At 44.7% G+C, this 11688-nt stretch carries 11 protein-coding genes and 1 other RNA gene; 3 read left to right on the forward strand and 9 right to left on the reverse strand.

The genetic code is table 11. The annotated features are described in order from the left end of the window. Positions 1–14: 14 nt before the first annotated feature. The 3 genes from AB6D80_RS22545 to AB6D80_RS22555 all read right to left on the reverse strand — a co-directional run bounded on the left by AB6D80_RS22545 (position 15) and on the right by AB6D80_RS22555 (position 1698). Entirely contained in the window at positions 15–542 is a 528-nt protein-coding gene (locus AB6D80_RS22545) for a TnsA endonuclease N-terminal domain-containing protein (RefSeq protein ID WP_372189657.1), read from the reverse strand. A gap of 119 nt (positions 543–661) precedes the next feature. Continuing rightward, positions 662–758, reverse strand: an RNA gene (gene ffs / locus AB6D80_RS22550) — signal recognition particle sRNA small type. A 196-nt stretch (positions 759–954) separates the two neighbouring features. Continuing rightward, positions 955–1698 (reverse strand): hypothetical protein, encoded by a 744-nt coding sequence (locus AB6D80_RS22555; RefSeq protein ID WP_135382510.1) that lies wholly within the window; start codon positions 1696–1698, stop codon positions 955–957. Between the two features lie 51 nt (positions 1699–1749). Between AB6D80_RS22555 and AB6D80_RS22560 the strand changes: the two genes are divergently transcribed. Beyond that, positions 1750–2052 carry an MGMT family protein gene (locus AB6D80_RS22560; RefSeq protein WP_135382509.1) on the forward strand — a complete coding sequence of 101 codons (303 nt, stop codon included), beginning with the start codon at positions 1750–1752 and terminating at the stop codon, positions 2050–2052. A 74-nt stretch (positions 2053–2126) separates the two neighbouring features. Here the strand turns inward: AB6D80_RS22560 and AB6D80_RS22565 are convergent, their stop codons facing one another. Then, the gene (locus AB6D80_RS22565; protein WP_009847253.1) at positions 2127–2567 is read right to left on the reverse strand and encodes a YbaY family lipoprotein; all 441 of its coding nucleotides are present in this window, start codon (positions 2565–2567) and stop codon (positions 2127–2129) included. Between the two features lie 168 nt (positions 2568–2735). On the opposite strand from AB6D80_RS22565, the gene tesB reads away from it, so the two are divergent. Beyond that, entirely contained in the window at positions 2736–3596 is an 861-nt protein-coding gene (gene tesB / locus AB6D80_RS22570; protein ID WP_372189660.1) for an acyl-CoA thioesterase II, read from the forward strand. 267 nt (positions 3597–3863) lie between these two features. On the opposite strand, the gene AB6D80_RS22575 is transcribed toward tesB, so the two are convergent. Both AB6D80_RS22575 and AB6D80_RS22580 read right to left on the reverse strand, forming a co-directional pair. After that, a complete protein-coding gene (locus AB6D80_RS22575) occupies positions 3864–4529 on the reverse strand; it encodes a hypothetical protein (RefSeq protein ID WP_102249497.1) in 666 nt (221 codons plus the stop codon). 88 nt (positions 4530–4617) lie between these two features. Further along, positions 4618–5073, reverse strand: a complete 456-nt coding sequence (locus tag AB6D80_RS22580) for an Lrp/AsnC family transcriptional regulator (RefSeq protein ID WP_009847256.1) — start codon at positions 5071–5073, stop codon at positions 4618–4620. A gap of 147 nt (positions 5074–5220) precedes the next feature. Between AB6D80_RS22580 and AB6D80_RS22585 the strand changes: the two genes are divergently transcribed. Beyond that, complete coding sequence (locus AB6D80_RS22585) at positions 5221–6288, forward strand: PLP-dependent cysteine synthase family protein (RefSeq protein ID WP_050649461.1); 1068 nt, start codon at positions 5221–5223, stop codon at positions 6286–6288. Positions 6289–6378: 90 nt separating this feature from the next. Here the strand turns inward: AB6D80_RS22585 and AB6D80_RS22590 are convergent, their stop codons facing one another. The 3 genes from AB6D80_RS22590 to AB6D80_RS22600 all read right to left on the reverse strand — a co-directional run bounded on the left by AB6D80_RS22590 (position 6379) and on the right by AB6D80_RS22600 (position 11089). Next, positions 6379–6699 carry a DUF1244 domain-containing protein gene (locus AB6D80_RS22590; RefSeq protein ID WP_017103199.1) on the reverse strand — a complete coding sequence of 107 codons (321 nt, stop codon included), beginning with the start codon at positions 6697–6699 and terminating at the stop codon, positions 6379–6381. Positions 6700–6857: 158 nt separating this feature from the next. Further along, positions 6858–9971 carry a vibriobactin export RND transporter permease subunit VexH gene (vexH, locus tag AB6D80_RS22595; RefSeq protein ID WP_372085626.1) on the reverse strand — a complete coding sequence of 1038 codons (3114 nt, stop codon included), beginning with the start codon at positions 9969–9971 and terminating at the stop codon, positions 6858–6860. Continuing rightward, positions 9971–11089: an efflux RND transporter periplasmic adaptor subunit gene (locus tag AB6D80_RS22600; protein WP_372189662.1), complete on the reverse strand. Its 1119-nt coding sequence runs from the start codon at positions 11087–11089 to the stop codon at positions 9971–9973. The genes vexH and AB6D80_RS22600 overlap by 1 nt, the downstream gene beginning before the upstream one ends. Between the last annotated feature and the right edge of the window lie 599 nt (positions 11090–11688).

Genomic DNA, 11688 nt, shown 5'->3' on the forward strand with positions numbered 1-11688 from the left:
ATCGCCCAAACTGGTTAAATTTTAACAGTGACAACTACCCTGCCAGATAGGGGAAGGGTCACGCTTCTATTAGCTTGAACAAACTGAAGCACATGTTTTTGAATATCAGTGATTGTACGAATCCCTGAATAGCCATGAAGTAATTTAAGGTTACTAAGTAGAAAACCAGTTCGAATCTGCTTCTCGGTCACTAAGATTAGCTTTTTTCCATACTCAGCTTGAGCGACAAGCTGCTTTTCTTTAAACCTTGCTCGAAAATCTGGTTTAAGGATCTGACTTGAATGCTTCACTTCAATCAGAGAAGGCGTATCTATGCTATCGAAGAGCTGAAAGTCTGGTGTGTAGCGGCAGTAGCGCCCATTGAAGTAGTACTCAAACCCATGTGGCTGAGATTCATATCTGACTATTTGAGGATTGTATTCAGCATGAAAACAAAAATCATACTCAAGCATGGACATTGTTCGAACAACTGAGTCATTTTTCAAACTCATGAATTTACAAATGTTGTGAACAGCTGATGATTTTTTGGTTTGGTCGTACATAGCAAAAGCACTTTTGTTGTAAACCTACAACAAAAAATAGACCATGAAGACTTAGGGTGCAAATAAGAAAAGAAGCCTGCAATTTATGCGAACATATATTGCAGGCTTCATAAGGGGTGGGAACCCAGCCACATCCCGGCACACAAGTCACTCGCTGCGGCTGCTCCCTTCCAGGCCTGACCGAGTTCACGAGTTATTGTTGCGGGAGGACCAGGCCCCCATAGATTCGTTTTCTAAGAGGCTTGCCTCAAAGAGTGATTGGATTATTAAGCATCACAGCAACCATTGCAAGCCCTTCCACCCTATTTTTGAACAATTGCTGTCTAAGTGCTTATCCTTTATTCAAACCACTAGAAAATCGCAGGTAAATTCACCATTTACCTGCATTTGTAAGGTTCGGGTTATCTACGTACTAGATATCGATGTCTTCGTTATCTTCGGTGCGAAGGATGTAGTCTGTCATCCAAGCGGTGCCCAACAAACATAACCACACCACAAAAACGGGACTAGGCACTTCGATACTTGGGGTGATCACCAAAGCCGCAAAACCGACTGTTGGCAATGTCCAACACAACAGCTTATTCCAACGGAAAGTTTTCAAGCGCGTCAGTGTTTCCATCGATGCCATGATACCCGTGACACACAAAGCAACCAAAGCGGCATAAGGTAAATCGGCCATCCATAATGGAAGTATTAAGCCTAATGACCACCAGCTGTGTCGACTGGCTGGTTTAAGATGATTTGCCGCCCACCAAATCACGATGATCGACAAGGTTTGCAGCGTGGTAACCCACGGAACGCCATCAAGCTTTCCTGCGGATTGCGTGACCATAATCCCGACTTGTAGCGTTGCGACGATCAAGCCAGAAATAATCACGACCGACAAACTGCTACGTTTTGAAAAGACCACCATCAATAGTGGGAATAATACCCATACACTGACAGAGAGCGTGATGGGTTGTAGCGGTAGCGTTAATCCATAAGTGGTCATGGAGACAAGCAAAGCTAATCCTGCGATGCCTCCTTGCGGCAAAATCCATAAAGCAGGAATGACCATTGCAAGTACTGGGATATCTCCCTCACTTAAACTGATTGCTCTCGCGCAGACAACCGCTAATAATGTGGTTATCAAGAACTGAAACGTTGTAAATACCATAGCCCTCTCCTTCTACCGATCCGTGGTATTAATGAACTAGGAACATTTAGTATGGACCAATTTTTGCCCCAAATCTTTGCTGTGATTCACCAAATTCCATATGGGAAAGTAACAACTTATGGAGACATCGCACGTTTTTCAGGATTTCCGGGTTATGCGCGCCATGTGGGTAAAGCGCTGGGTAACCTACCAGAAGGAAGTAAACTGCCTTGGTATCGGGTGATCAATAGTAAAGGTGAGATCTCTTTGAAAGGAGATTCCTTTGATCGCCAGAAAAAGCATTTGCAAGAAGAAGGGATTGAAGTGAGTGACACGGGGAAAGTTAAACTCAGAATATACAAATGGCAGCCCTAGAGCTGCCACTAATCGTCTATTCAACTGACTAAATTAGCTAATCAAGATGCCTTAACAGTGGCATCGATTTCGACTTAACGAACGCCAACCAAACGTAGGTCTGCTTGCTGCGTGTTTTCTACGTCAGTAATCACTGACTTAATCGTGTCTGTTGTGAAACGCAGTTTGCCGTCAACGTGAATCGTTGCGCGCATGTTGTAACGGTGGTTAGCTTTAATCTTGTTGTTGTCGTAGCTCAGCTCGAATGCGAACGGAACTTGCTTACCGTCTGTGGTGAACTCTTGAGTTGCGATAACCGTCGATGGTGCGTCAGCCAGTGAGATGTCTTCTAGCGTAACAGTCACTACTGCATTCTCTGGCAATGCAATTCTTTCACGATAGCTTACTGTTCCTGAAATCACTTGAGTGTTCTCTGCAACCACTTCCTGAGAAGCACTGGTTTCTGATGTTGCTTGGCAACCCACAAGTAGGCCAAACGATACTAAAGACGTAATAAGAATTAGAGCCTTTTTCATATTCAATTTCTCTCAACATGTTTGCCGGACTCGGCAAATCTACTCACCAATTATAAGAGAGCTTTCATATTCTGTCTCGAAACCCTATGATTTATTGACAGATATCTGACTAAGCTGAATGATTAACACCATAATCTGACACCTATTTTACCAAGAGGCATGCTGGCGATGAGTCAACCTTTAAATGAATTACTCAATTTACTTCAGCTAGAGAAACTAGAGGAAGGCCTGTTCCGCGGGCAAAGTGAGAACCTAGGTCTGCCACAGGTATACGGCGGTCAAGTATTAGGGCAAGCGCTTTCTGCTGCTCGTTATACGGTTCAAGACGACCGCAGTGTTCACTCGTTCCACAGTTACTTTCTATTTCCCGGCGACCCTGAAAAACCCATTATTTACGATGTTGAGAACCTAAGAGATGGACGCAGCTTTAGTACACGCCGCGAGAAAGCGATTCAAAATGGCCGCCCTATTTTCTATCTTACGGCTTCTTATCATGGTGACGCACCCGGCTTTGAACACCAGAATGAAATGCCAAACATCCCAGGGCCAGAGAACTTTGCATCAGAAACTGAGTTAGCAAGCCACATTGCTGAATTTTTGCCTGAGAAACTGCGTAAGACTTTCTGTGGCGAAAAGCCAATTGAGATGCGCCCGGTAACAATAGTGAACCCGCTTAACCCTAAGAAAGCCGACCCAAAACAATACCTTTGGGTGAGAGCAAATGGCGCGATGCCAGACAACCAATTGATACACCAATACCTGCTTGCTTACGCATCGGATTGGGGGTTCTTGGTGACGGCGCTTCACCCTCACGAAGTTTCGATCATGACACCCAACTTCCAAGTGGCGACGATTGACCACTCAATCTGGTTCCACCGCCCATTCAAGATGGATGAATGGTTGCTTTATGCGATTGAAAGCCCAACGGCAGCGAACACTCGTGGCCTAGTGCGCGGCGAGATCTTTAATCAGAAAGGTGAGCTAGTAGCGACAGCCGTTCAAGAAGGTGTGATGCGTTTTACTAAATAGCGATCAAGTAATACCAATCGTAGTAAATAACTGGTCATCCTAGCTTGTTAAAAACCTCGATAACTTCGTTAGAATTTTTGATTGTAGAATAACTACTTATCAGAAAATTCTGCCTTGTTCTCAAGCTTTTTCCCTGCGCTATTCCTGAACACTTACTTACTGTGATTGGTATAAATAGCGAATAAACGCTTTTTACAAGCCCCAAATATTTACGAGAAAACAAAAAGAGAGGCTAACGACAAGCTGTCACGTAACAGTCCGTAATCTCTATTCAGCCTCTAGCAAGGGTTCGAATTCACCTTGTACTCGAGTTTTAATTCCATCACCAGCGTCTCGCAGTAGATTAAATGGCGATAACACCACGCCTTTCACTGCGCCTTCTGCGGCACCTTGAGCTAACTCTTTACTTTTATCTGCCAGCAAATTCGCTTGTGCCAAAATACCCGGAACTTCCGCTCGTAGCATTTCAGATTCGGCAACAACAGTGGGGATAGTTTGCTGGCGGTAAGATTTACTTTCAGCGAGCATCGGTGGCATCACATCGACACGGTATCGTTTTAATTCAGTCAATGTTGGCGGGATGACATCGGTTCTTACCTGCCCGACTTCCGTTCGGACATTTTTAACTTCATCTAATATCGCAGGGATTTTATTATCGACCGATGAAACGGTTTGATTCACTTTTTCGACGGTCTTTCTGACGTCTTCAACGGTATCTAACACCTGAGGAGCAAGCTCATTAACATGTTCAGCAAACGCTAATAGCTCTTCTACTTTTAGCCCTTTGGTAAGACCGGATAAATCTTCGATCACCTGCGGATAAGTATCAACGATTTCACCGACTTTATTGGTAAACGAATAGATGGTGTAACCCAAATAGAAAATGGCAACGGCCAGTACCAATTGGATAGCAGTAGATACTTTTGCAAACATGAATATTCCTTTTCTTTATCGCAGAGGCGAGATCTAAACTGAGAATATATCTAAACTGAAACGATAGTTAACTTTAGCTAGGTGTAGCTTAAAGAGGCAATGCCGTCGTGTACTTCAATGGCTCCATCGCAAACGTCGAGGTCACATTAGAGATACCATCAATGCTATTCACCAAGCGCTTGTAGAAATCATCAAAGCACTTCATGTCTTTCACCTGAACCTTCATCATATAATCATATTCGCCAGCCATGCGATAAAACTCCATCACTTCTGGAAATTCCGATACGGTGTTTACAAAACGACCATACCACTCATGAGAATGATCACTGGTTTTCACCAATACGAACGCTGTAAAAGCAAGTTCGAGCTTTTCAGGATTCAATAACGCCACTTTTTTTTCAATAATGCCGTTTTCTTCGAGGCGTTTAAGCCTTTTCCAACAAGGTGTTGTGGTGAGGTTGACCGCTTCTGAAATGTCGTTCAATGACAATGTGCTGTCTTCTTGTAACAGCCTTAATATTTTTTTATCTACGGCATCTATCACACTTTCACCAAATCGAATTTAAAGAGAATAATTTTCTACAATTTAAGCAAAACAAAGCAAATATGGCAAAGTTTTTCTCTCAAATTCTAGCTAAATTGGAAGCATACCAATTACAAAGAATTCCTACACTCGATCAGGAGAACGCTTATGTGCACTGACCATCAATGGATTAACAACGCGATTCGTAAAATTGAAGCGGACTACCAACGCTCAGCGGATACGCACCTTATCAAGCTCGATCTACCAAGTATCGAAGGCATTGATGTTTACCTTAAAGATGAAAGCACACACCCTACAGGCTCTTTAAAGCACCGCTTAGCGCGTTCTCTGTTCTTATACGCTATCTGTAACGGTTGGGTTGGCCCAGAAACAACGATCATTGAATCTTCATCAGGCAGTACTGCAGTATCTGAAGCGTACTTTGCTCGCCTACTTGGCCTGCCGTTTATTGCGGTGATGCCAAAATGCACAGCGAAGAAGAAGATTGAGCAGATTGAATTCTACGGCGGCCAAGCGCATCTTGTTGACCGCTCAGATGAAATTTACGATGAGTCTCGCCGTTTAGCAGAAGAATTGAATGGTCACTACATGGATCAATTTACTTACGCTGAGCGCGCAACCGACTGGCGTGGTAACAACAACATCGCGAACTCGATTTTCAATCAAATGCAGATGGAAGATCACCCAGTTCCGGCTTGGGTAGTAATGAGCCCAGGTACTGGCGGTACTTCAGCGACGATTGGCCGTTTCATTCGTTACCAACAGCATGAAACTAAGCTTTGTGTTGTCGACCCTGAGAACTCTGTATTCCACGAATACTTCCAAACAGGCAATGCGAACGTGAAAGGCAGTACATTCAGCAAGATTGAAGGCATTGGTCGCCCACGAGCAGAGCCAAGCTTCATTCCTGGTGTGGTTGACGAAATGCGTAAAATTCCAGACGCAGCAAGTATCGCAACGACACATTGGTTATCTGACATTCTTGGTCGCAAGGTCGGCGCATCAACCGGGACTAACATGTACGGTGTGCTTCAGCTAGCCAGTGAAATGAAAACGCGTGGCGAAACAGGCTCTATCGTGACTTTACTGTGTGACAGTGGTGAACGTTACCTAGACACTTACTTCAATGACGAGTGGGTAAATCTGAATATCGGAGACCTACAACCTTATGCTGCGAAGCTAGAAGCTTTCTCGCAAACAGGTGAGCTGGCTTAACCACAGAACAAACACCGACGCAAAAATAAAAAGAGCCCTGATGGGCTCTTTTTTGGTTTGTTCTATTCATCAATTTCTAGCGAGAACAAATTATTCTGGCTTCTGCTTCGCTTCAAATGCCGCTAGTTGTTCAGGCGTCGCTTTTGGTTGATGGTTTTGTTTCCACTCATCGTAAGTCATGCCATATACGCGCTCACGAGCGTCATCGATATCAAAATCTAAACCTTGTTGTTCAGCTTCTGCTTTGTACCACTTACTGAAACAGTTACGGCAAAAGCCCGCCAAGATCATCAGGTCGATGTTCTGCACATCCTTATTATTGTCTAAGTGTGCTAGCAGGCGACGAAAGGTTGCTGCATCCAGCTTGTCTTGTTCTTCTTGAGAAAGATCTTTGTATTTAAATTCAGCCACTTTACTTTCCTTTATTCGATTTATTGTACTAATTCATTGAGCTCTGTGTGTTATACAAAAAAAGCCTGCAATTCGCTAGGAGCAAACGCAGGCTTTTCAATATTGTTACACTATTCCGTGCTCATTAAGCGTACGTGTTCATTAGCCGTGCGTGTTCATTAACCGTGACTGCTTCTTCCCACGTTATCATGACTGAGCTCTTTATTAAGCTCCGCTTCCACATGACCCGGAGAGCGTGTTGAGCCGGAAATCAGTCGGTACATCGCAGGGATTACAAACAGAGTTACCAGTGTCGCGAAGCCCATACCGAAGAAGATAACCGTACCTACAGCCACTCGGCTTTCATAACCTGCGCCCGTTGAGGTAATCAATGGGATTGCACCAGCTAATGTTGTGAACGCCGTCATTAAGATTGGACGTAGACGTCGAGCTGAAGCATCAATGATCGCCTTTTCAAACTCAATACCACGATCTCGAAGTTGGTTGGCAAATTCGACGATCAAGATGCCGTTTTTGGTCACCATACCGATCAACATGATCATACCGATCTGGCTGTAAACGTTGAGCCCTTGACTCATCAACACCAAGCCTAAGAAGCCACCAAAGATACCCATAGGTACGGTGAACATCACCACCAGCGGGTTAATGAAGCTCTCAAATTGCGCAGCCAATACCAAGTACGCGACCAACATCGCTAGCGCGAACACCACTAAGATACTCGATTGGTTTTCTTTAAAATCTTTAGACTCGCCTGAGTAGCTTACTGAAATATCACCCGGTAGCTGCTCAATCGCTTGTTCATCAAGGAAATCCAAAGCATCGCCCAGCGTGTAACCTTCCATTAGGTTCGCTTTGATGGTCACCGATTTCTGTTTGTTGTAGTGCGACAAACGAATCGAAGACGCTACTTCTTCAATATGCGTTAGAGTATCGAGTGTCACCAATTCACCAGACTGAGTTCGCATGTAGATTTGGCTTAAGTCATTCGCATTGTTAAAGCTGTTTTCATCGCCACGCAGGTAAACGTCGTACTCTTCACCACGTTCAACGAACGTCGTTTCACTCTTACCGCCCAGCATGATTTCTAACGTGTCCGAAATGTCCGAAACACTCACACCTAGCTCGGCTGCACGTTGCTTATCTACGGTTACCAACAGCTCTGGTGTTTTCTCAGAGTAATCGATGTCCGCACCTTCCATCATTGGCGAGTCTTCAGCGGCTTGCTTTAACAGTTCGCCCCATTTCTGAAGCTCAGAGTAATCAGAGCCACCCAGTACAAATTGCACAGGCTCACTCGAACCACCACGGAAGCCTGGCATGAACGGGAACACACGTACATCAGGAATACCCGCTAAAGACTTACGTACCTCGCCCAAGGCTTGTTGTGCTGTCTCTTCACGTTCATCCCAATCTTCCAGGATCATGATAACGAAGCCCGTTTGGTCGCCCGCATTACCACCAAACGCTGGCGATTGAATGCTGAATGACTTCAAGAATCCTTGACCAAGCAGCGGCATTAGGCGCTCTTCAACGATGTCCATGTTGGCAGACATTCGGTTGTAACTGGTTGCATCGGCACCACGAACAAACGCAAAGATAACACCACGGTCCTCTTGTGGCGTCAGTTGCGACGGCACTTGTTGCATCAAACCATAACTACCGCCCATACACGCAATAATGATAATTGGAGCTGCCCAACGCCAGTTTAGAGCACGGCGCAATACCGATTTGTACCCACCTTCTAACTTACCAAACACACGTTCAACAAATTGATTGAAGCGATTAGGTTTCACGTTCGCTTTTAGGATTTTACTGCCCAAAACCGGCGTCAAGGTTAATGCTATGACAGATGAAAAGATCACCGACATCGCCAATAGCACTGAGAACTCAGTAAACAGAAGGCCTACCATACCGTCCATAAACGAGATGGGTAGGAACACCATTACCAATACTAGCGTGGTTGCGATTACTGCAAAGCCTACTTCACGTGTCCCTTTATAAGCCGCAAGCAATGGTGATTCACCACGTTCAATGTGGTGGAAAATATTCTCAACCACCACAATCGCATCATCAACCACCAAACCGATAGACAGGATAAGTGCCATCAAGGTGATGAGGTTGATAGAGAAGCCAAAGTAGTACGCCGCAATAAACGACGAGATTAGCGATACAGGAACGGTCACGGCTGGAATTAGCGTTGCACGCGCTTGGCCAATGAAGACGTAAAGCACGAGGATAACCAAACCACCCGTAATAAAGAGTGTGCTGTAAACCTCTGAGATCGAACGGTCGATAAAGACAGTGGAGTCATAGTCGACAGCCAAGCGAGTTCCATCCGGCAAGAACTTTTGAATGGCCTCTACTTCTTTATGAACTAAGTCAGCCACCTCAAGTGGGTTGGCATCAGACTGAGGCACAATGCCCATACTGACGTTAACAACGCCGTCACTCTTAAAGGTCGAGTTCTCGTTTTCTGCGCCAATGTAAACATCCGCTACATCTTTCAAGTAGATAGGTGTGTTATCAGAGGCACGTTTCACCACTAAGTATTCGAAATCTTTGGCTTCAGTATATGAACGAGCAGTACGGACCGACATCACAATCGCATCGTTACGCACTTCGCCACCCGGGCTTTCAATGTTCTCGTTACGTAGGGCTTGTGTAATATCAGAGGCGGTAACACCACGACCCGCCATTAACGCAGGTTTCAGCTTCACGTACATGACTTTGTACAAGCCGCCAGAAATATCCACCGAGCTTACACCAGAAATCAAACTAAAGCGGTCAATCAACACACGTTCGGTGTAATCGGTTAACTGCGTTCGGTCCATCTCAGTTGAGCTTAAATTGATGTAAACCGACGCTTCACCACTACCATTGTTTTTGTAAACAATCGGGTCATCGGCTTCATCTGGCAACGAACGCTGAGCACGCGCTACCGCATCACGCACATCACTGACACCGGTATTGAGGTCATAACCAAGTTCAAAGGTGATGGTGATTCGTGACGACCCGTTTCGTGTCGTAGATTCGATTTCATCGATACCACTGATGCCAGATAACTGGTCTTCAAGGTTGGAGGTGATTTGGCTTTCAATGATGGTGGCAGATGCACCTTCATAACGAGTACTGATCGATACCACCGGGCTTTCAATATCGGGCATTTCACGAACGGCAAGCTTATTGAAAGAGACAATACCAAACACAACCAAAAGCAGGCTCAATACAACTGCCGCTACTGGTCTCTTCACAGAAACATCAGATAACAACATTAGTTAGCGCCTTCTTGTGCTGCTGTATTTTCTTCAAGTTTAGCTTTGTTGCCATCAAGATTAGCTGTATCGCCGTCAAGTTTAGCCGGGCGATTGACGGCAAGCTCTTGAACCAAAACACCGTCACGCATGTTCACGATACCTTGCACTACGATCTTCTGACCAATCTCGATGCCTTTTTCGATCACGACTTCGTTATCAAGACGAGCCCCGAGGAATACTTCGGTACGAGTCGCTTTGTTATCTTCGCCAATAACATAAACGAAACGCTTAGTGCCTGAATACTCAAGCGCTTGAACTGGAATTATTGGGGCTTCTACTGGTGGGAAGTCCATATCAGCCGCCACTAACATGCCCGGTTTTAGGTAATCATTGTTGTTATCGAAGTGGATTCGAACTCGAAGGTTCAACGTTTCGGCGTTAATACGAGAATCAATACCCACCACAGTACCCGTGAACTGAGTATCGCCCCACGCACTGGTGCGAGCCGTTACTGTCATACCTTTAGACAGTTTAGAAAGGTAGCGCTCAGGAATTTGAAGATCTAACTGCATCACAGACAAGTCATCTAACGTCACGAGCTCTGTACCCGATGTCACCATTTTGCCGCGGCTAAAGTCAATAAAACCGACCGTACCAGAGAAAGGTGCACTGATATGTAGATCTTTCAGGTTAGCGTTAGCGGCAGCTAGGCGAGCATTAGCGATCTCTACGTTAGTTTTCTGAGCGTCAATTTCAGTTTGAGTGATCGCGTTACGTTTCACTAGTCGTTGAAATTCCGCAAGCTTACGCTTTTCATCTTTTAAATATGCTTGTGCTTCTGCAACTGCTGCTTTTGCTTTGTCATCATCGAGTTGAACCAACATCTGCCCTTTGGTGACATCTTGATTGGCTTTGATGTTAATAGAGTTCACTCTGCCAGCCACTTCAGAAGTGATCATTACAGATTGCTCGGCTTCCAACTTACCGACCAAAGAAAGAGACTGGCTAACTTGGTGAATGTCAACTTGCTCGGTAACAACAGTGACCGTGCTAGGGCCCATACGTTTAGCTAGTGCGGCTGGAGACGCCATAATGATAGACAAGCTAAGCAGGGTTAAAACAGTTTTATGCTTCATAATAATGGTCTGCAAGTAAGGTTTATACCAAACACAGTAGGTAAGTGGTCAGAAATAGCGCAGAGAAAAGACTTGAGAACAAGGTAGAGGTTTTCGATAAGTAGTTATTCTACAATCAAAATTCTTAACGCAGTTATCGAGCGTTTTAACCAGCTAGGGTGACCAATTATTTACTACGATTGGTATTATTATCTATAAATGAAATTAACCGTATTCTATCAACTGATGAATGCTGTAACGTCAAGAAGTGTAAATCTAAGTTAAATTCAATTGACGTTTCATGACGAATAACACGAACCAAACGCGATACAGAAAGCTAATTACCTCAAGGTGTTACCTATCAGTACGTAAATCTTAATACAGATGTTCACTTCACGAGCAATATGCGTACTTTTCGCCATCTTTGCCCAAAAAGGCAGCATTTAACACAAAACCATAAGAAAAACCCTTTACAGGTTTAACGTGTTTGCTATGATGCGCTCCGCACTTGAGAGATGCGTTGGGAAAAACATCTCTTTAGCCTATCCATTATGAGTTAGGAAAAACACCCTGGAGGGGTTCCCGAGTGGCCAAAGGGAGCAGACTGTAAATCTGCCGGC

Source organism: Vibrio sp. 10N.247.310.17 (genome assembly GCF_041466605.1).
Lineage (GTDB): Bacteria > Pseudomonadota > Gammaproteobacteria > Enterobacterales > Vibrionaceae > Vibrio > Vibrio tasmaniensis_A.

What these genes read in the sequence shown, in the direction of transcription:
- AB6D80_RS22565 (WP_009847253.1), bottom strand. Translation starts at nt 2,567, where the DNA reads ATGAAAAAGGCTCTAATTCTTATTACGTCTTTAGTATCGTTTGGCCTA.
- vexH (WP_372085626.1), bottom strand. Translation starts at nt 9,971, where the DNA reads ATGTTGTTATCTGATGTTTCTGTGAAGAGACCAGTAGCGGCAGTTGTA.
- AB6D80_RS22555 (WP_135382510.1), bottom strand. Translation starts at nt 1,698, where the DNA reads ATGGTATTTACAACGTTTCAGTTCTTGATAACCACATTATTAGCGGTT.
- AB6D80_RS22560 (WP_135382509.1), top strand. Translation starts at nt 1,750, where the DNA reads ATGGACCAATTTTTGCCCCAAATCTTTGCTGTGATTCACCAAATTCCA.
- tesB (WP_372189660.1), top strand. Translation starts at nt 2,736, where the DNA reads ATGAGTCAACCTTTAAATGAATTACTCAATTTACTTCAGCTAGAGAAA.
- AB6D80_RS22585 (WP_050649461.1), top strand. Translation starts at nt 5,221, where the DNA reads ATGTGCACTGACCATCAATGGATTAACAACGCGATTCGTAAAATTGAA.
- AB6D80_RS22575 (WP_102249497.1), bottom strand. Translation starts at nt 4,529, where the DNA reads ATGTTTGCAAAAGTATCTACTGCTATCCAATTGGTACTGGCCGTTGCC.
- AB6D80_RS22600 (WP_372189662.1), bottom strand. Translation starts at nt 11,089, where the DNA reads ATGAAGCATAAAACTGTTTTAACCCTGCTTAGCTTGTCTATCATTATG.
- AB6D80_RS22545 (WP_372189657.1), bottom strand. Translation starts at nt 542, where the DNA reads ATGTACGACCAAACCAAAAAATCATCAGCTGTTCACAACATTTGTAAA.